Genomic DNA, 20,194 nt, shown 5'->3' with positions numbered 1-20,194 from the left:
CACCCGTTCCTGACCTCTCCCGAGAGAAGAACCACCGTGCCCCACCCCTTCACGCCGGTCGCCTCCGTGCCCGTGGACCTTCATGCCGCGCGGGTCCACGAGGAGGGCTGGCAGTCGTGGAGCCCCAGCGGCTCCTACGCCCTCGGCGACACCCCGTACCGCCCGGCCAACGACAACTGGGCGACCGTCTGCTACCGCCCCGGCCACACCGTGCCCGCCGACACCTTCCAGGGCGAGGGCCTGCTGGCGCTCGACCCGGGCGACGGCACTCCCGTACGGCTGTGGGCGGCGCCCGAACCGACCGCCGAGGTCCCGTCGATCCGTCTCGTCGTCCGGGACGGACAGGCGGAGATCACCGCCGACGGCCCGGTGAAGGAGTGGACCGGCACGGACATCCAGTCGGTCCTGGCGGACTGGGCCGCCGGCCTCGCCCTGCCGACGCCCCGCCCGGCACCCACGGTCTGGTGCTCCTGGTACGAGTACTTCACGGCCGTCACCGAGGACGACATCCACGAGAACCTCCGTGCGATGGACACCCTCGACCTCCCCATCGACGTCGTCCAGATCGACGACGGCTACCAGAAGGCCCTCGGCGACTGGCTCACCCTCTCCGGCCGCTTCCGCTCCCGCGAGGGCATCGCCGACACCATCCGCGCCCGAGGCCGCCGCGCCGGTATCTGGACGGCCCCCTTCCTGGTCGACCCGGCGAGCACCCTGGCCGCCGAGCACCCGGACTGGCTCGTGCGCGACACCGACGGCGGCTTCACCCACGCCGGCCACAACTGGGGCCACGACCTGTACGTCCTCGACACCACCCACCCCGAGGCAGCGGCGTACCTCACCGAGGTCTTCACCACCCTGCGCTCGGAGGGCTACGACTACTTCAAGGTCGACTTCCTCTACGCGGGCGCGCTGGACGGCGTACGACACGCTGACGTGGGCGCGTTGACGGCGTACCGCGAGGGGATCGAGCTGATCCGTGCGGCGATAGGCCCGGACGCATACCTCCTCGGCTGCGGCGCGCCGATCCTCCCCTCCATCGGCCTCTTCGACGCGATGCGGGTCAGCCCCGACACGGCCCCGCACCGCCGCCCCGAGGCGGACGACCACAGCCAGCCCGGCCAGGACTCCGCCGAGTTCACGGGCATCGGCCGCCAGTGGCAGCACGGCCGCCTCTGGGTGAACGACCCCGACTGCCTGATGGCCCGCCCGGCGGTGGAGACCCGCGAACGCTGGGCCGCGCACGTCGAGTCGACCGGCGGCCTGATGGCCTCCAGCGACCGACTGCTCTCCCTGGACACCTGGGGCGTGGAGATGACGCGCCGCCTTCTCACGGGAGTCGCCCGATGAGCTCTCTGCAGGTCCCCGGCATCGCCTACGGCGGCGACTACAACCCCGAGCAGTGGCCCGAGGAGGTCTGGGCCGAGGACGTACGCCTCATGCGCGAGGTCGGCGTCAACATGGTCAGCGTCAACATCTTCGCGTGGGCGTTCCTGGAGCCCTCGGAGGGCGCGTACGACTTCTCCCGCCTGGACCGCGTCCTCGCCCTGCTCCACGAGAACGGAATCGCCGCCGACCTGGCGACCCCGACGGCTGCGCCGCCCGCGTGGTTCTTCCGGGCCCACCCTGAGGCGCTCCCGGTGGACAAGGACGGCCGCAAGCTCTGGTACGGCAGCCGCCAGACCTTCTGCCCGAGCAGCCCGGCGTACCGCGAGGCGGCCCTGCGGCTGGTTCGCGCGCTGGCCGAGCGTTACGCGGACCACCCGGCGGTGGTCATGTGGCACATCCACAACGAGTACGGCTGCCACAACGCCGAGTGCTACTGCGACACGAGCGCGGCGGCGTTCCGGACCTGGCTGCGGGCCAAGTACGACGACCTGGCGGCGCTGAACCACGCCTGGGGCACGACGTTCTGGAGCCAGTGGTACTACGACTGGGACGAGATCATCCCGCCGCGCCCGACGGGCGCGGTCCCGAACCCCGCTCACCAGCTGGACTGGCGCCGTTTCTGCAGCGACGCGCTGCTGTCGCTGCTCAAGGCGGAGCGGGAGGTGTTGCGGGAGGTGGCCCCCGATGTGCCCGCCACCACCAACTTCATGGTGATGTACAACTTCGACAAGCTGGACTACTGGCGCTGGGCCCCCGAACTGGACATCGTCTCCAACGACCACTACCTCCAGTCGACGGACCCCGAGTCGGAGATCGACATCGCGCTCAGCGGCGACCTGGTGCGTTCGCTGGCGGGCGGGGCGCCGTGGCTGCTGATGGAGCACTCCACGGGTGCGGTGAACTGGCAGCCGGTGAACCGGGCGAAGACGGCGGGCGAGCTGCGCCGCAACGCCCTGTCCCATGTCGCCCGGGGCGCGGACGGCATCGCGTACTTCCAGTGGCGGGCGGCCAAGGCGGGCGCCGAGCAGTGGCACTCCGCGATGCTCCCGCACGCGGGAACGGACAGCCAGATCTGGCGGGACGTGGTGGCGCTGGGCGCGGATCTGCGTTCGCTCGCGGAGGTACGCGGCAGCACGGGCGTCGCCGAGGTGGCCATCGTCTGGGACTGGAGCTCCTGGTGGGCGGTCGAACTCCCGTCCCAGCCGAGCGGTGAGCTCCGCTTCCAGGACCTGGTGCGGACGTGGTACGAGCCGCTGTGGCGATCGGGCGTGGCGGTGGACTTCGTACGCCCCGACGCCGACCTCTCGTCGTACAGACTGGTGCTGGCCCCGAACCTGTACTTGGTCGACGACGAGGGCGCGGCGAACCTGACCGGCTTCGCCTCGGCCGGCGGCACCCTGGCCGTCGGCTTCCACAGCGGCGCGGTGGACGAGAACTGCCACATCCGGCTCGGCGGCTACCCGGGCGCGTTCCGCGAGGCCCTGGGCGTGCGGACGGACGAGATGTTCCCGCTGCTGCCGGGGGAGGCCGTGGGCCTGAGCGGGGGCGGTACGGCGGAACTGTGGTCGGAACGGGTCGCCCTGGCGGGCGCCGAGCCGATCGCCACGTACACCTCCGGCCCGCTGACCGGAGTCCCGGCGGTGACCCGTAACACGTACGGCTCGGGCACGACCTGGTACGTGGCCACGCGCCCGGACCCGACGACCCTGGCGACACTCCTGGACCGCATCCGCACGGAGGCGGGCGTCGAGCCGGTCCGCACGACCCCCGACGGCGTGGAGGCGGTACTGCGCCGGGGCCCGGACGCCGACTACCTCTTCCTCATCAACCATGGCGAGGCGGAGGCCGAGGTGGAGGTGGCGCCGAACGCCACGGAACTCCTGACCGGCCGGGGCATCGCCGGGGGCGGCGGCTCGCTGAAGCTGGCGGCCGGGGACGTGGCGGTCGTACGGGAACCGCGCTGACCGAAGAGGAACGACCGGACAGGGCCGTGGCTCCTTCGGGGGCCACGGCCCCGCGTCGTTCCCCGCCCCCGCCCGGTCAGACCTCGACCAGCACCTTGCCCCGGTTCCCCTCCCGGTCCAGGTAGAGGCTCCGGTACGCGAGCGGGATCGCGTCGAACCCCTTGTGCACGGTCTGGTGACAGCGGATCTCCCCGCTGCGGACCAGCCCGCCCAGCTCCTGGTGCATCCGCGCCAACAGCGGCTCGGTGAACCACTCCTGGGCGAAGATCCCGCGGATCGTGGTGCGCGGGAACATGATGTACGGCAGCAGCCGGGGCCCGGTCAGCTCGCCGTTCACCGTGGTCGCCCACTGCCAGCAGACGGCCACCTGGCTGCCCACGTTGAGCATGGTGAACACCGCGTCGGTGACCGTCCCGCCCAGGTTGTCGAAGTACCGGTCGACCCCGTCGGGGGCGGCGAGCAGCAGCGCCTGCCGGACCTTCTCCATGTCGTCGGCCTGGTCGTAGAGCACCACCTCGTCGAAGCCGAGCGCGCGCAGGTACTCGACCTTGCCCGGCGAGGCGGTGGTGCCGACCACCCGGCCGGCGCCCGCGCGTTTGGCCAACTGGCCCACCAGGGTGCCGATGGAGCCGGACGCGCCGCTGATCACCACCGTGTCCCCGGGGCGTACGGTCATGAACCTGGTGAGAGTGCCCCAGGCGGTCATCCCGGGCGCGCCCATGACGCCGAGCGCCGTGGAGAGCGGCAGCCGCTCGTCGTACCAGGCCGGGTCGAGCCGGCGATAGGCCGGGAAGACCATGGGGAAGACACCGGTTCGCCACGTCTCCTCGGCGCCGTTGTGGACGACATGGCTGCGCCAGCCGCCGAAGCCCTGCACCAGGTCGCCGACCTGGAACGCGGCCTCCGGGCCGGCCTGGAGCACCTCCATGATCGAGTCCGCGCCCATGTGCCGGCCGATCGGCGTCTCCAGCGCCAGCCCGTTCTGGTACGGGTCGACCGAGACGTACCGTGTCCGGAACAGCATCTCGTCCGGGCGGAGGTCGATCTCGACCTCCTCGACCACCTTCCGGTAGATCCGGTCGACGTCCGGCACCCCCTCCAGGTGCTCGGCGACGACCCACTTCTCGATCCTCATGCCAGGGCTCCTGTCTCGACGTTCGCCGCGTCGTCCGCGGCGCTGTTGCCACCGGCGGGCCGGGCCTGCGGCGGCCGGCCGACCGGAATGATCACGTGGGTCGGTGGTGGGGCCTTCTCGTCGATCTCGGCGGTGAACTCCAGACCGTCGTCCCGGCAGATGAACTGCACGACGTGCCGGCCGGCGGCTGCCGCGCGGATCAGGCCGCCGATGGTCGCCCAGACCCCGGAGAGGTAGAAGCCCGACAGTCCGGGCAGCACCGGGCCGCTCCGCTTGATCTCCTCCTCCATCGTCTCCGCGCCCTCCAGGAACGGGTTCCAGCCCGGGAAGGTGCCGTCGTAGACGCCGGTGTAGCGGACCTGGGTGAGCGGGGTGGAGACGTCGGCGACGGCCACCGCGTCCTTGAAGCCCGGGAACCGCTCGTCCAGGAAGGAGACGATGCCGGCCCGGACCCGCCGCTTGGCGGCCAGATACTCCTTGCCGTGCTTGACCGGCAGGGTGTGCAGCTCCTGGCCGCGCCGCACCCGGGAGGACCGCTCCGGCCCCTCGTGCAGCGCCCGCCAGGGGGCGATGTCCGAGAAGTACGTCGCGAACACCACGGTGGACTCGCGCGGCGCCAGCTCCGGGTAGTGCCGGGTGCGGAACTGCACGTTCATCGACGGACAGCGGATCCCGGTCAGCTCGCTCGCCTGCCGCTCCGTCAGCAGGTAGGTCGTGCACGGGTCGCCCTCCGGGAAGGGTTTGCGCAGCCCCAGGAAGAGAGAGACGTACCCGGGCGACAGCTGGCCGGGCTCGTCGATCAGCGAGGTGTAGAGCCTGCGGTAGGTGTCGTTGAGGTACCTGCCCCCCAGCAGCTTCATCACCGTGGTGTGACCGTCGGCCGCGGAGACCACGATGTCGGCGCGGTACTCCCGGCCGTCGCTGAGCCGTACGCCCACCGCGCGGTCCCGCTCGACCAGGATCTCCTCGACCTTGGCGTTGTAGGTGATCTCGCCGCCGAGTCCGCGGTACCGCTCCTCGACCGACCGGGCCAGCCCGAGCGAACCGCCCTCGGGCACACCGGCCGCCTGGTTGGCGTGCGAGGCCAGCTGGAAGTAGAACGGCAGCACCGGGAAGGCCGGATGCTTCTCGTAGAGGATGAAGTTGAACGCCTCGCGCAGCAGCGGGTCGCGGAACCGCTGCGAGTAGTCGGTCATCAGCACGGTGATCGACTTGCGGATGGTGTTGAAGTACGGGACGAACGAGGCCATCATCCGCCACCGCTCCAACCGGCCCATCAACCCGACCGGTTTGAGGAACGGATAGACCGCCAGCGCCTTGCGGAAGGTCCGGATACCGGCGCAGAACTCACGGATCGGCGCGGCGTCGGCCGGCGAGAGTGCGAGCAGATGCGCCTGAAGCCGGTCCGGGTCGGAGAAGAAATGGACCGCCCGGCCGTCCCTGCCCCGGACGATGTTGAACACGTCGAAGTGCCGCATCTCCTTGCCCTGGAGCGCGCCCAGTTCGAGCCAGATCTGGTACATCTCGTTGCCCGGCCCGTTGCCGAGCAGCCAGCTGACGCACCAGTCGAAGGTGAAGTCGCTGCGGTCCCAGCCGGTGCAAGAGCCGCCGGGGATCTCGTGCATCTCGAAGATATGGGTCCGGTAGCCGTTCATCCGGGCGTAGCACCCGGTGGAGAGACCGCCGAGACCGCCACCGACGATGATCATCGTCTCTCGTCGGCGGCCGGTGCCTGTCTGCCGCGCCAATTCCCTGGCCTTCCTCGTCGTCCTCGCGTGCCGTGCCGTGCTCGTCACCAGGCGACCGGGAGCGCCTGGAGGCCATTGACCATCGCGTCCTCCTTCCAGCGCAGTTCGTGCTCGGGGACGGCCAGCCGCAGGCCGGGCAGCCGGGCCGGCACCCGCTCGATCGCCACCTGGAGCTCCAGCCGGGCCAGATGGGCGCCGACGCAGTAGTGCACGCCGTGCCCGAAGCCGATGTGCGGGTTGGCCGGGCGGTCCAGGACGAGGCGCTCCGGCTCCTGGAAGACCTCCGGATCGCGGTTGGCGGCGGCGGTGGCGATCATCACCGCCTCGCCGGCCCGGATGGTGACGCCGCCCAGCTCGACGTCGGCGGTCGCGTACCGGGGCAGGCTGAAGCCGGTGAGCAGCGGCACGTACCGCATCAGCTCCTCGACGGCCCCGGGGATCAGTTCCGGCCGCTCCCGCAGCCGGACCAACTCCTCGGGGTTGACGAGAAGCTGGTGGAAGAAGTTGCCGATCTGGTTGGTGGTGGAGATGAAGCCGGCGATCAGCAGGTCGCAGGCGATCGAGAGCAGCTCCTCCTCGCTGATCAGGCCCTGTTCGCGGCAGGCCCGTACCAGTGTGGTGAGCAGGTCGTCGCCCGGCTCGCGGCCCCGCAGCTCCAGCATGCCGGCCATGTAGTCCATGAACGCCTGGCCCTCGGTGGCGAACACCTCGCCGGGGGTGACGGCGGAGAGCACCGTCTCGGCCCAGTGCCAGAGCATGCGGTGGTCCTTGGCGGGGATGCCGAGCACCTCGCAGATGATGGTGGTCGGCATCGGGATGGCGAAGTCCTCGACCAGGTCGGCGGGTCGGCCCGCGGCGATGATCCCGTCGAGCAACTCGTCGGCCAGCTCCACGGCCCGCGTACGCAGCCGCTCGACCCGGCGGGCGCTGAACTCCCGGGCCACCAGCGAGCGGAGCCGGGTGTGCTCGGGCGGCTCGGTGGAGAACAGACCGGCACCGGTGCGGGCGACCGGGCGCATCCGCGGCTGGTCCTCGCCCATCGCGGCGGCCAGGCTGAACCGCGGGTCGGCCAGCACCGCTCGGACGTCCTCGTACCGGGTGACCAGCCAGGCGCCGTCGCCGTACGGCATGCGGATCCGGGCCAGCGGCTGCTCACGCAACTCGGCGTAGGCGGGAGGGAGTTCGAGTCCGTGCGGCTCGAAGGGGTAGGGCAGTGGCTGGTGCTGCCTGAGCATGGACGGCTCCGTCTCTCGTGTGGGGGGTGCCCGGGGTACCGGGGGTGCTGACACGCGGCCGGCCCGGGGCGGGCGGACCGATACCGGTCTCAGCACACATGGGCGGCGGCTCCGGTGAGGATCGAGCGGGTGAGCTCGGCGTTGTGGGAGATGAACTCGTGGTCGAGCATCTCGGCGTGGGTGCCGAAGCCCTTGAAGACCGCCGTCCGGGTGGCCGAGCTGCCGTGCCAGGCGCCGTGGTACCCGGCCTCGTGGAGCGCCACCTTCTCGGCGTCGGAGATCACGCCGATCGCGGCGGTGACCATCCCGAGGTTGGGCGTCCGGCTGCAGAACCGCAGGTAGTCCCGTGCCTGTTCGCGGGTCTCCTGGGCGACCACGGCCGAGCCGGTGTGCCTTCGCAGGTGTTCGGCCAGCTCGCGCTCGAAGGCCTGGACGTGCTCGTCGGCGAGGTCGAAGGACTCCGGGATCCGGTGCGAGTCGATGATCACCACATGGGGCACCGCCCGGCCGCGCCGTTCCAGCTCCTTGGCCACCTCGAAGGCGAGGTTGCCGCCGAGCGAGTAGCCGAGCAGGGCGCACGGCCCCTCCGGCTGCAGTGACTCGATCAGATCCGCGTACCGGTCGACCTTGTCGTCCCCGGACACGTAGTTGAAGGCGACCAGCCGGTACTCCGGCAGATGCGTCGCGAACTGCCGGTAGACCAGGCCGTGGCCGCCGGCCGGCGGAAAGCAGAAGAGGGTCTGCCGCTGCTCCCGGTTGAACCAGAGGTACGGCTGGGCGCCCTCGATCCGGCCGGTGATGATGTGCTCGACGGTCCGGGCCATTCCGTGCAGGGTGGTGACCTTGAACAGCTGGCTGACCGGGATGGTGATGTTGAACTCGGCCTGCAGGCCGTGGATCAGCTCGATCAGCTTGATCGAGGAGCCGCCGGACTCGAAGAAGTCGTGCTGGAGTCCGGGCTCCTCGATGCCCAGCAGCGCCCGCCAGTGCTCGGCCATCCGGACCTCGTAGAGGGTGACCGGCGGCTCGGCGGCCTGCTCCGCCGAGTCCGCCGCGGGGGCGGGCAGCGCCCCGAGATCCACCTTGCCGTTGGCGGTGAGCGGCAGCTCGGGCAGCTCGGTGAAGTGCGTCGGGATCATGAAGGTCGGCAGACAGCCGGCCAGGTGGCGGCGGAGTCCGCGCCGGTCGAGGGTCCGGCCGGGGGCCGGTACGCAGTATGCGCACAGCACGTTCTCGCCGCCGCGGTCGGGCCGGACGGTGACCACTGCCCGCTTCAGCTCGGGCCACTCGGCGAGCCGGCTCTCGATCTCCGCCGGCTCGATCCGGTGGCCGCGCACCTTGATCTGCGAGTCGGCCCGGCCGAGCAGATGCACCCCGCCGTCCGCGTCCCAGCGGGCGAGATCGCCCGTGCGGTAGAGCCGGACCGGCTCGGTGCCGTCGGCGCCACCCAGCGGCAGGGTGACGAACCGGCGGGCCGTCTCCTCCTCGTCGCCCGCGTAGCCGAGCGCCACGCCGGAGCCGCCGATCCACAGCTCGCCGGTGACGCCGGGCGGGACCGGACGGCCGTGCGGGTCGAGCAGGTACAGGGCGCTGTTCGGGAACGGCCGCCCGATCGGGACCGTCCGGCCGGCCTCCAGCTTGTCCACCGGCCCCTCGAAGTACGCGCTGTCGATGGTGGCCTCGGTGAGGCCGTAGGAGTTGACCAGCCTGGTCAGCGGCCCGCAGAGAGCGCGCAGCCGCTCGTACTCCTCGACCTTCCAGACGTCCGAGCCGACCACCAGCAGCCGCATGAAATCCAGCCGCAGCCCGGACCGTTCGCAGTGCTCGACCAGGACGCGGACCACCGCCGGGACGAACTCGGCGGCGTCCACCCCCTCGGTGCGCATCACCTCGTGCAGCCGGGCGGTGTTGAACAGCAGCTCCCGGCCGACCAGCACCAGGGTCCCGCCCGAGCAGAGCGCGCGGACCACGTCCCCGGTGAAGACGTCGAAGGAGGGGCCGGCCATCTGGAGGTGGACCCTGGCGTCGGTGTCCAGCCGGTACTCGGCGCGCCAGGCCTGGTACGCCGAGGCCAGGTTGCCGTGGCTCACCCGGACGGCCTTGGGGCGACCGGTGGAGCCGGAGGTGAAGATGACGTATGCCGGGTCGTCCGGGCCCACCGGAGCGTCGATGAGCGCGCCGTCCTCCGGGCCGGCGGGCGGGGCGGTGAACTTATCGATCTCCAGACCCGCGGGCGCGGCGGTGAACTTGTCGACCTCCGGGGGTTCGGTGCCCGCTGGCCTTTCGGCGAAGCCGCTGCCCTCCGCGCTTTCCGGTCCCGTCGGCGCGGCGGTGAGTTCGCCGCCCTCCCCGTCCTCCTGGCCCATCGGCCCAGAGGTGAACCCGCCGCCCCCCGCGCCCAGTTCGCCGGTGGTGATCAGCCGGGCCGGCAGTTGACCGAGCCGGTCCCGGTCGTCGCCGACCAGCAGCCCCGCCCCGGTCCGCTCCACCATGTACGCCAGCCGGTCGGTCGGGTGGCCGGGATCGAGCGGCAGATAGGCGGCACCGGTGCGGAGCACCGCGAGCAGGGCGACGACCAGCTCCGGCGACTTCTCCAGGCAGAGTGCCACCACTGTGCCGGGCCCGGCGCCCAGCGCCCGCAGCCGGGCGGCGGCCCGCCGTGAGCGCTCGGCCAGCTCGCCGTAGCTGAGCCGGGCGGTCGGGCCGGACTCGGCCGGCACCGCCACCGCGAGCGCCGCCGGGTCGGCCGCCGCCGCGCGCAGGATCAGCTCGTGCGCCGGTTCCTCGTACACCACCCGGCGGTCCGCGCCGCTCCACCTCCCGAGCACCAGGGCCCGTTCCTCACGTCCGAGCAGCTCCAGCCCGGTCGCCGCCCGCTCGGGGCCGGCCGTGGTCAGTCCCGCCAGCAGGTTGACGTAGTGCCCGGCCAGCCGGGCCATGGTCTGAGGCCGGAAGAGGTCGGTGTTGTACTTCAGGACGCAGTGGAACCGGTGCTCCGACTCGTCCTCGTAGGCGGACAGCGTGAGGTCGAACTGGCCCTCCTCCTCGGGGAGTTCGATGTACTCCAGGCGGTAGCCGTACTTCTCGGTGGCCACCTTGTGGTGGAGCAGGATGAACATCGCCTGGAAGACCGCCGAGCGGCTCGGGTCGTGCTGCAGCCCGAGCTTCTCCACCAGCAGCACGAACGGGTACTCCTGGTTGTCCAGCCCGCCCAGCACCGTGGTCCGCACCCGGTCCAGCAGCTCGGCCACGGTCGGCTCGCCGGTCAGCGAGACGTGCAGCGGCAGCGGGTTGACGAAGTAGCCGTAGACGCCGGCGAACTCCTCGTCGGTGCGGCCGGTCACCGGACTGCCGACGATGATGTCGTCCTGGCCCGAGTAGGCGTGCAGCAGCAGGTAGTAGGCGCTGAGCAGCACCATGAAGACGGTGACGTTGTGCTCGCGGGCCAGCGCGTGCACGCGGGCGCTGAGCTCCTCGTCCAGGACGAAGAACTCGGAGGCGCCGTTGTGCGTCTGCACCGCGGGGCGCGGTTTGTCGGTGGGCAGACCGAGGACCGGAACCTCGGCCGGCAGGTGCGAGCGCCAGTAGTCGAGCATCCGCGGCGCCTCGCGCCCGGCCAGGAACTCGTTCTGCCGGTTGAGGAAGTCCAGGTAGCGCGCGGTGACCGGGGGCAGCTCGGGCGCCCGGCCCTGCCGCAGCCCCTCGTAGACCGCGAACAGCTCCTCGATGAAGGTGAAGGTGGAGATCGCGTCCGAGACGATGTGGTGGACGGCCTTCATGATCACCCACCGGGCCGGGCCGCGCCGGAACAGCCGGAACCGCACCAGCGGGTCGCGCTCCAGGTCGTACGGCCTGCGGTACTCCCGGACGATCATCGCGTGGATCTCGTCCCAGTCCAGGTGCTCGACGTCGAGGACCCCGAAGTCCGGCTCCACCGCGGCGGAGATCCGCTGCACCGGCAGGCCGCCGTCGAGCACGAAGTTGGCCCGCAGGCTGGGATGGCGCTCGACCATGGTCCGGAAGGCGGCGGCCATCAGCTCGGGTTCCAGCTCCACCCGGACCTCGACCGCGCCGCCGATGTTGTAGGCGAAGCCGTCCGGGTTGAGCTGCTTGAGGAACCAGAGCGCCTTCTGGTTCTGCGTCAGCGGGTACGCCGACTCGTCCTCGTACCGCTCGACCTCGGCCGTGCCCGGGCCGGCCCGCTCCGCGTCGAGCAGCTCGGCCAGCGACTCGTACAGCCGGGCGACCAGCTCGGCCACCGGCGCGTTGCTCAGCAGCGCCACTACCGGGAGGGTGGTGCCGAGTTCGGTGTTGAGCCGGGCCCGCAGCTCCATCGCGAGCAGTGAGTCCAGGCCGAGGTGGCCGAGCCCGGTGCCCGGTTCGATCTGCTCGGCCGGCACCCGGAGCACACCGGCGACCAGCGTGGTGAACCACTCGGTGAGCAGCACCGGGCGCTCCGCCTCCCCGGCCGCTCGCAGCGCCTCCAGCAGGCCGGTCCGCTCGGCTGCGGGGACGGCCTCCCGGGCGGCTGCGGCCAGATCGGCGACCAGCGGCGGCGGGGCCGGGTACCAGGAGAGGAAGACCGGCCAGTCCACCACGGTGGCGATCAGCAACTGGGCCCGGTCCTGCCCGAGCACCCGTTCCAGTACGGCCATCCCGGTCTCCGGGGCCAGCGAGCTCATGCCCCGGCTGCCGCGGTAGTGGTCGATCAGGCCGAGTTCCTTGATCATGCCGGTCGCCCAGGGCCCCCAGTCGAGGCTCAGCGCCGGCAGGCCGAGCGCCCGGCGGTGGTGCGCCAGCGCGTCCAGGAAGGCGTTCCCGGCGGCGTAGTTGGTCTGCCCGGCGGTGGTCAGCAGCGAGGCGATCGAGGCGAAGAGCACGAAGTGGTCGAGCGGTTCGGCGGCCAGCTGCCGGTGCAGGGCGAGGGCGCCGAGCACCTTGGGGCCGTACACCGCGTCGAAGGTCTCCCGGTCCAGCTCGCCCACCAGGGTGTCCCTGACCTGCCCGGCCAGGTGGAAGACGCCGCGGATCGGCGGCCGGTCCAGCAGCCGGTACTCGGCCAGCCAGGCGGCCAGCGCGGACTCGTCGGTGATGTCCAGCGACACCGGGATCGGTTCGGCGCCGAGTGCCTCCAACTCGCGCAGGAAGGCGACCCGCCGCCCCTGAGGACCGGCCGGGTCGAGGTCGCGCCACCGCTCGCGCGGCGGCAGCGGACTGCGACCGACCAGGATCAGCCGACGGGCACCGCGCCGGACCAGGGTGCGGCAGAGCAGCCGGCCGAGCGCGCCGAAGGCACCGGTCACCAGATACGCGGCGTCCGTGCGGAGGCTGGGCGGCAGCGGTCGGCTCAGCCCCTCGGCGGGACGCAGCCGGCAGGTGAGCCGGCGGCCCGGACGCAGCGCGATCTCGTCCTCGTCGCCGGCCGCGAACTCACGCAGCAGCGCGTCCGCCTCGCCTCCGACGTCCCCGGTCGGCCCGAGGTCGACCAGCTTGCCGGGGTGGCCGGGCAGCTCCTGGTGGCGCAGCACCCGGCCGATCCCCCAGGCGGGGGCACCGAACGGTTCGACCGGCTCGCCGACGACGGTGGCCTGCGCGGACCGGGTGACGATGTGCAGCCGGCTGCCCGGCAGCTCGGCCGCCAGCAGCCCGGCGAGAGCGACCAGGCTGTAGGCGCCCGTGCTGGTGCGGTCGACGGCGGTGTGGTTGGTCGGGCCGGTGTGGTTGGCGGTGGTGGTGGGGCCGGTGGCGGTGGTCAGGTCGGTGCTGGTCAGGTCGGTGGTGGTGTGGTCGCCCGCGGCGGTCCGGTGGGCGGGGGGCAGTTCCGGTCGGTCGAGGTTCCAGAGGTGGACGACGGCGGCCGGGTCGGGTGCGCCGGAGGCTCGCCGGTCGGCCAGTAGCCGGGCGAGGTCGGCGGGGGAGCCGGGCTCGACGGTGGCCGGGTGGCCGCCCTCGGCGAGCCGGTACCCGGTGCCCGGCCGGACCAGCTGGCAGCTGCCGCCGCGCGCGGCGATCCGCTCGGCCAGCGCCTCGGCGACGCCCTGCCGGTCGGCGAACAGCAGCCAGTGGTCGGGGTGCTCGGCCGGCAGGTCGGGGGTGTCGGGCACGTCCGGCAGCTCCGTCCAGACCGGTTCGGCGAGCCAGCCGTCGATGGTGGACAGGCCGACGGCGCTGCCGGCCTGCTCGACGTCGGCGGCCCGGAACCCGGTGATCCCGCCGAGCGGCACGCCCCGCTCGTCGTACACCGCGACGTCGCCGACCAGTTCGGTGCCGGCGTCCCGCGTGACCGTGGCGTGCACCCAGAGCGGTCGGTCGCCGACCGGGTCCAGCCGGACCTCCTCGATGGCGATCGGCAGCCGGATGCCGGGACCCCCGGCGCCCGCCGCCGACAGCTGGGGCGTCAGCAGGGTCTGGAAGAAGGCGTCCATCACCACCGGATGCACCTGATGGTCCGCGCCCCGGCCGACGACCGCCGCCGTCGGCCGGACCTTGGCGAGCGCCTCGTCGGAGCCGACCCAGACCTCCTCGATGCCCTGGAACGCCGGGCCGTAGTGGTAGCCGAGCGCGGCCAGCTCCGCGTAGCAGTCCGGTCCGGGCAGGTGGCGGACGGCCCGCCCGCGGATCGCCGCGGCGTCCAGCGGCCGGGCGGGGTGGCGGCGCTGGCCGGGCCGGACGGTGCCGACGGCGTGCACGGTCCGCTCGGTTCCCTCCCCGGCGGGGGTGGCGATGGTGAAGCCGCCGTGCTCGGCGGAGAGGGTGAGCTGGACGGCGCGGCTCTCCTCGTCGGGCAGGAAGAGCGCCTTGCGCAGCTCGATGTCGGCCAGCGCGGCGTCGGTGCCGCCGGTCAGCTCGCGGACCGCCTGGACGGCCATCTCCAGATAGCCGGCGGCGGGGAAGAGCAGGTTGCCCTGGATCCGGTGGTCTTCCAGGTAGGGCAGCGCCTCGGCGTCCAGCCGGGCTTCCCAGGCCGGTTCGGCGCCGGGCAGTCGGTGGCCGAGCAGCGGGTGGTCCACCCGGCCCTGCCGGACCTGGGCGACCGACCGGGGCTCGACCCAGTGCCGGTCGCGCCGGAACGGGTAACGCGGCAGCGGAACCGTGCGCCCGGCGGGCTGGAGCACCGACCAGTCGACCTCGACACCGAGGTTGTGCAGGGCGGCCAGCGACGTGGTGAAGGTGGCCCGTTCGTCCTCCTGGCGGCGGATCGAGGGCAGCGTGCGCGCCTCAGGGAGATCGGCCCCGTCGGTTCGGGCGTCACCGTTCCGGTCGGCGACGCGGGCCTCGACCGTCTCGACGATCGACCGGCCGAGCACCGGGTGCGGGCCGACCTCCAGGAAGAGCCGGTACCCGTCGTCGGCCAGCCGCTCGACCGCCTGCTGGAAGCGGACGCTGTCCCGGACGTTGTGCCACCAGTAGTCGGCGTCCAACTCGGTGCCGTGCGCGGTGCCCTCGCGCCCGGTGAGATGGAGCGGCACCTGCGCCGGACGGGCCTTGAGGTCGGCGAGCGACTCCAGCAGCTCGTCCTTGATCAGCTCCATCCGGGCGCTGTGGTACGGCACTTCGACGGCCAGCGGGCGGGCGAAGACCTGCTCGGCGGTGAGCACGGCGGCCAGTTCGGCCAGCACGGTTTCGTCCCCGGCGAGGGTGAGCGAGCTCGGGCTGTTGACCGCGGCCACCGAGACCGCGTCGCCGTACGGGCGGAGCCGGCGGACCGCCTCGGCCTCGGTGAGCGCGACGGCGAGCATGCCACCGGTGCCGGCCAGTCGCTGCTGGAGCCGGCTGCGGTGGACCACCACCTTGACCGCGTCGGCCAGGTGGTAGACGCCGGCCTCGTGGAAGGCGGCCACCTCGCCGGTGGAGTGGCCGACGACGGCGTCCGGATGGACCCCGCGGCTGCGCCAGAGCGCGGCCAGGCCGATCTGGACGGCGAAGTTGGCGGGCTGGGCGAGCCAGGTCTCGGCCATCCGGGAGTGCGCCTCGTCGGCGGCGAGTTCCTCGGTCAGCGACCAGCCGGTCAGCTCGGCCAGATGCTCGGCGCAGCGCTCGACGGCCTCCCGGTAGACCGGCTCGGTGGCGAAGAGTTGCCGGCCCATCGCCCACCACTGCGGGCCCATGCCGGTGAAGACCCAGGCCAGCCGCCGGTGCCGGGGCGCGAGGCGGTGGCCGGTGAGCACCCGGGGGTGGGGTTCGCCGCGCAGGTAGGCGGTGAGCGCCTGGTCCAGCGAGGCCCGGGCGGCGGGGCCGCGGGAGTCGTAGACCACCGAGAGCCGGGCGTCGTGGTGCTGGCGGCGATGGGCCAGGGTGTGGCCGAGGTCGGCCGGGCGGGCCGGGCTGCCGCCCGGCACGCCGGCCAGCTCGGCCTGGACGCCGGCGGCCAGCTCGGGCAGGGCGGCGGCCTCTCGGGCGGTGAGCGGAAGCACCGTCCAGGCGGGCTGCCCGCCGCCTTCGTCCGCTTGACTGATCTCGTCCGCTCGACCGGCCTTGTCCGCTTGCCCGGCCTTGTCCGGCTGACCGGCCTCGGGGGTCTCACCGGCCTCGGGGGCCTCATCGGCCTCGGGGGTCTGACCGGCCTCGGAGGTCTCACTGACCTCGTAGCCCTCTGCGGCGGACGGAGCTGCGGGCACCGGTTCCGGTTCCGGCGCGGCCTCCAGCAGCACATGGGCATTGGTGCCGCCGAAGCCGAAGGAGTTGACCCCGGCCCTGGCCGGCCCCTGGTGCGCCGGCCAGGGGGTGGGCTCGGTGGGGATCTCGTACGGCAGTGCGGTCGGGTCGATCGCGGGGTTGAGCCGCTCCAGGTTGATGTGCGGCGGGATCAGCCGGTGTTTCAAGGCCAGCGCGGCCTTGATCAGCCCGGCCAGGCCGGCTGCCGACTCGGTGTGCCCGATGTTGGTCTTGACCGAGCCGACGTAGCACCTGTCCTCCGGCCGGCGGCCGACCGCCAGTGCCCGGGCCAGCGCGTTCGCCTCGATCGGGTCGCCGACCGGGGTGGAGGTGCCGTGCGCCTCGACGTACTGAAGGCTGCCGGGGACGATCCCGGCCTCGGCGCAGACCCGCTCGATCAGGGCGACCTGGGCGTCCGGGTTGGGCACGGTGATGCCGTTGGTGCGACCGTCCTGATTGATGCCGCTGCCGATGATGACGGCGTGGACCGGGTCGCCGTCGCGGACGGCGTCGGAGAGCCGCTTGAGCGCGACCACCGCGACGCCCTCGGCCCGGACATAGCCGTCGGCGCCCGCGTCGAAGGTGCGGGAGCGGCCCTGCGGGGAGAGGAAACCGCCCTTGGTCTCGGCGATGGTGTACTGCGGCGCGATGTGGAGCAGGGTGCCGCCGGCCAGCGCGAGATCGGTCTCGCCGCGCTGCAGGCTCTGCGCGGCCAGGTGGACGGCGACCAGGGAGGAGGAGCAGGCGGTGTCGATGGAGACGCTGGGGCCGCGGAAGTCGAAGCAGTGCGAGATGCGGTTCGACACCATCGTCATCATGGTGCCGGTGGCGGTGTGCGCGGCCAGCGTCTCGAAGGAGAGGTCGGAGAACTGGACGATCTTGTAGTCCAGGGTGAACGCACCGATGTAGACGCCGACATCACGGCCCGCCAGTTCGGCCGGTTTCTGCCCGCCGTCCTCCAACGCCTCCCAGGCCACCTCCAGCAGTTTCCGCTGCTGCGGGTCCATGTGGTCGGCCTCGCGACCGCTGATGCCGAAGAAGGCCGGGTCGAACTCGTCGAAGCCGTCGATGTAACCGCCCCGGCCGCCGACCAGCCGCCCCGGCTTGGCCTTGTCCCGGCTGCCCAGAGTGGCCACGTCGTACCGGCTGCGCGGGGTCGGCGTGATGCAGTCCTTGCCGTCGACCAGGTTCCGCCAGAACGAGCGGTGGTCGCAGGCCCCGCCGGGCAGACGGCAGCCGATCCCGATGATCGCGATCTTCTCCCGCTCGCCGCCGGGGGTGCCGAGGAGCGGTGGGCCGACGGGGTTGGAGGTGGTCGAGACGGCGGAGGTGGCGGAGACGACAGAGGCGGCGGGGACCGCTAAGGCTGTGGAGGCGACGGGGGCGGCAGAGGCGCCGGAGGCGGTGGCGGCGGAGACAGCGGAGACGGCGGAGAGGCCAGAGGTGCTGACGGTGTCGGATGGGTCCGGGGACGTGACGAGGCGTGAATCCTTCATGGTCGAGTCCTTGAGACGCTTCGTTCGGACGCGCGGCCAGGGTGTGGAAGAGCCGCACGGGCATGGGGACAGACGGCCGCGCCCCGGATCCGCGCGGGCCGGAAGCCGGGTCGGCCGGAGGAACGGGCCACAGAGGCCAGGGGTGAGCGTGGACGGTTGGACGATGAGGTGGCGGCGGCCGACCCGGTGCGCCAGGCCGGATCGGGCCTACTGGGTGGGTCGGCTCACTCCGGCCGACCCGGTGGGGGAGTCGTCGGCGCGCGTGGGCCGGCGCCAGGCCTGGAGGTGGCTGGCGACCACCTCGTCGGTCCGGGGGAAGTCGGCCGGGTTCCGCAGCCCCACCGCGACCGGCCGCCGACCGGGCCGCCAGGTGAAACTGCCGAAGGCGTGGTCCCAGATCGAGAGGTCGGAGCCGTAGTGCCCGGCCTCCGACAGATCGACGCTGTGGTGCAGCCGGTGCTGCTCGGGCCCGGCGAGGACGTGGTTGAGAACACCGATCCGGACGTCGATGTTGGCGTGCACGAAGTAGCCCTGGCTGACCACGAACAGGCCCATCACGAAGACCGCCTCGGTCGAGAACCCGGCCAGCGCCAGCGAGCACTGGACCGCGCCCTGGGTGAGCACGATGTCCAGCAGATGGTTGACCCCGTTGTTGCCGACGTTCACCTTGTCGGGCACATGGTGGACTCCGTGCAGTCGCCAGAGCCGGGGGTCGGTGTGGCACCAGCGGTGGACCAGGTAGTTGGCCAGCGAGCCGAGCAGCAGCGCCAGCGGGAGCTCCGCCCATAGGGGCAGGGCCGGGTGCGGCGGCGCCGCCCAGCGGACGACGGCCGCCACCGGCACCTGGGACAGGGCTCCGCCGATCATCGTCAGTACGAAGTAGACGCCGTACCAGCCCCACTCACGCGCGCTCGGGGCCCATTCCGGTTCGTATGGAATCAACCATTCGAGCAGCGCCATGTACGCGATGGTTCCGACCAGGAAGAGCTGGCTGACCCGGCCGAGATCCCAGTGCAGGCGCAGGGCCGCGATCGCTACCGCCACCAGCGTGGCCATCAGGGCGGGGTACGCGGCATGGCGCAGCAGGATTCGAAGCTGTCCGCGCATGATGCCCCCCAGCAGTCCGCCGCCGCACAATCACCGACAGTGTTCGTTCCGATACTAAGGGTGCTTGTAGCTCGATGGCGAGGGGTTCTTGACAAGAATCAGAAGGGGGCGAATTGATCTGATAATCAGAAGGGAAATAACTAGCCGGAAAGTGAGGAGATTTGGCCACCGGGCCCCACTTGTGCGATTACCGAATAGCGCGGATGGTCAGACGTGAAGACGTGAAGCGGAATCCAGTTGCTGCCGCAGGCCCGGGGTCGTGAAATCGGTACCCGGGCCATCGCCATCCGCTGGGGTTTCTCCGGCGCCGCCCATTTCCCCCGTGTCTTCCGCACCGCCTACGGCATGCCGCCCGGCGGCTACCGACATCAGGCCTGTCTCGTCACTGAGTAGACGCATCTCCAACCAGGTGTGGACTCTCCTCCAACGCCCCCCGGGCCTCTGCCCCATAGCGTGTGGGGCGTGCGATGAACACCACTCGCACCAGTGGCGCATGTGTGACCGAAGAGCCATGGCTGCCGTACCAGGGCACGTCAGTCGCGGGTGAATCGACTGCGGCGGCGTTCGCGCGGCCGACTTCGCCCACGGGCGTTCCGGATGCGCGTCGGCGCGGTCACGGACGCATGTGCCGAGGCAATCCAACGGGAGGAAGATTCATGAGAAGCATCAAGCGGGCAGCGCTCGTCGCCACCCTCGGGGTCGTCGCGTCGCTGCCGGTCGCCGTCCCCGCGTCCGCCGCGCCCTCGGGCCCGATGATCTGCGACCCGGGCTCCATCGCGCTCAAGTGGGACTTCGTCTCCAAGAAATGGGTCGTCACGCACGCGGCCATGGTCGAGAAGAAGTACCCCGGCGGATCGGTGACGAAGAAGATCTCGACCAAGAAGGTGAACACCGTGCGTTCCCAGGTCGAGAAGCACGGGGGTGGCGGCATCGAGGCCAACTTCGCGATCCTCAAGCTGGGTGGCGAGGCGAAGGTTCAGCTGCAGAAGAACAAGAAGGTGACCAACCAGCGGTCCGAGAGCGTCAAGTACAAGCTCACCCGGCAGGGCACCTACGTCTTCTACTCGGGGACGAAGAAGGTGAGCGGCTACTACACGGCCTACCGCTGCGACGCCGGCACCAAGTGGGTCAAGACCGGACAGTACGGCAAGGCGCAGAGCTGGACGGTGCCCGTCGAGGGCGGCGTCCACTGCAAGACGAAGGTGTCCAAGAACTCCCTGGCGCACAAGGCCAAGAAGTTCTGCCGCTGATCCCCGAGCGTGACGGTCCGCGGCCTGTGACCTCCGGGGCGCGGACCGTCTCGCCACCGACTACATCTACGGCGCGGACGGCAACCTCCTCATCCGCGCCGACCAGAACGGTGAGCGGGTCCTCTGCGCCGGTTCCACCGAAGTCCATCCCAGGAAGAACGGCGGCATCCGGGTCCAGCGCCACTACGACACCCGGCCCCACCAACGCCCGGGGC

General features: G+C 71.8%; 8 protein-coding genes. 3 read left to right on the top strand and 5 right to left on the bottom strand.

Annotation, left to right across the window (positions count from 1 at the left end):
* Nucleotides 1-36: 36 nt before the first annotated feature.
* Nucleotides 37-1,350: a glycoside hydrolase family 36 protein gene (locus tag STRIP9103_RS15185; protein WP_009311648.1), complete on the top strand. Its 1,314-nt coding sequence runs from the start codon at nt 37-39 to the stop codon at nt 1,348-1,350.
* Nucleotides 1,347-3,353 carry a beta-galactosidase gene (locus STRIP9103_RS15180; protein WP_009311654.1) on the top strand — a complete coding sequence of 669 codons (2,007 nt, stop codon included), beginning with the start codon at nt 1,347-1,349 and terminating at the stop codon, nt 3,351-3,353. Before STRIP9103_RS15185 ends, STRIP9103_RS15180 begins: the two co-directional genes overlap by 4 nt.
* A gap of 76 nt (nt 3,354-3,429) precedes the next feature.
* Here the strand turns inward: STRIP9103_RS15180 and STRIP9103_RS15175 are convergent, their stop codons facing one another.
* The 5 genes from STRIP9103_RS15175 to STRIP9103_RS15155 all read right to left on the bottom strand — a co-directional run bounded on the left by STRIP9103_RS15175 (nt 3,430) and on the right by STRIP9103_RS15155 (nt 18,729).
* A complete protein-coding gene (locus STRIP9103_RS15175; protein ID WP_009311658.1) occupies nt 3,430-4,488 on the bottom strand; it encodes an MDR family NADP-dependent oxidoreductase in 1,059 nt (352 codons plus the stop codon).
* Nucleotides 4,485-6,197: a phytoene desaturase family protein gene (locus tag STRIP9103_RS15170; RefSeq protein WP_048820320.1), complete on the bottom strand. Its 1,713-nt coding sequence runs from the start codon at nt 6,195-6,197 to the stop codon at nt 4,485-4,487. Before STRIP9103_RS15170 ends, STRIP9103_RS15175 begins: the two co-directional genes overlap by 4 nt.
* 83 nt (nt 6,198-6,280) lie before the next feature.
* The gene (locus tag STRIP9103_RS15165) at nt 6,281-7,471 is read right to left on the bottom strand and encodes a cytochrome P450 (protein ID WP_009311650.1); all 1,191 of its coding nucleotides are present in this window, start codon (nt 7,469-7,471) and stop codon (nt 6,281-6,283) included.
* Nucleotides 7,472-7,560: 89 nt separating this feature from the next.
* Nucleotides 7,561-17,622: a non-ribosomal peptide synthetase/type I polyketide synthase gene (locus tag STRIP9103_RS15160; RefSeq protein WP_009311644.1), complete on the bottom strand. Its 10,062-nt coding sequence runs from the start codon at nt 17,620-17,622 to the stop codon at nt 7,561-7,563.
* A 207-nt stretch (nt 17,623-17,829) separates the two neighbouring features.
* Nucleotides 17,830-18,729: a sterol desaturase family protein gene (locus STRIP9103_RS15155; RefSeq protein ID WP_048820321.1), complete on the bottom strand. Its 900-nt coding sequence runs from the start codon at nt 18,727-18,729 to the stop codon at nt 17,830-17,832.
* A 656-nt stretch (nt 18,730-19,385) separates the two neighbouring features.
* Between STRIP9103_RS15155 and STRIP9103_RS15150 the strand changes: the two genes are divergently transcribed.
* On the top strand, nt 19,386-19,979 hold the full coding sequence (locus tag STRIP9103_RS15150) for a hypothetical protein (RefSeq protein WP_009311641.1): 594 nt from the start codon (nt 19,386-19,388) through the stop codon (nt 19,977-19,979).
* Nucleotides 19,980-20,194 lie beyond the last annotated feature (215 nt).

It is taken from the genome of Streptomyces ipomoeae 91-03, from assembly GCF_000317595.1.
Classification (GTDB): Bacteria; Actinomycetota; Actinomycetes; order Streptomycetales; family Streptomycetaceae; genus Streptomyces; species Streptomyces ipomoeae.
This window is presented reverse-complemented; position numbering and strand designations above follow the sequence as displayed.

Bases quoted from the DNA above. Each gene is read 5' to 3' on its own strand.
- STRIP9103_RS15180 (WP_009311654.1), top strand. From the start codon at position 1,347: ATGAGCTCTCTGCAGGTCCCCGGCATCGCCTACGGCGGCGACTACAAC.
- STRIP9103_RS15155 (WP_048820321.1), bottom strand. From the start codon at position 18,729: ATGCGCGGACAGCTTCGAATCCTGCTGCGCCATGCCGCGTACCCCGCC.
- STRIP9103_RS15175 (WP_009311658.1), bottom strand. From the start codon at position 4,488: ATGAGGATCGAGAAGTGGGTCGTCGCCGAGCACCTGGAGGGGGTGCCG.
- STRIP9103_RS15160 (WP_009311644.1), bottom strand. From the start codon at position 17,622: ATGAAGGATTCACGCCTCGTCACGTCCCCGGACCCATCCGACACCGTC.
- STRIP9103_RS15150 (WP_009311641.1), top strand. From the start codon at position 19,386: ATGAGAAGCATCAAGCGGGCAGCGCTCGTCGCCACCCTCGGGGTCGTC.
- STRIP9103_RS15165 (WP_009311650.1), bottom strand. From the start codon at position 7,471: ATGCTCAGGCAGCACCAGCCACTGCCCTACCCCTTCGAGCCGCACGGA.
- STRIP9103_RS15170 (WP_048820320.1), bottom strand. From the start codon at position 6,197: ATGATCATCGTCGGTGGCGGTCTCGGCGGTCTCTCCACCGGGTGCTAC.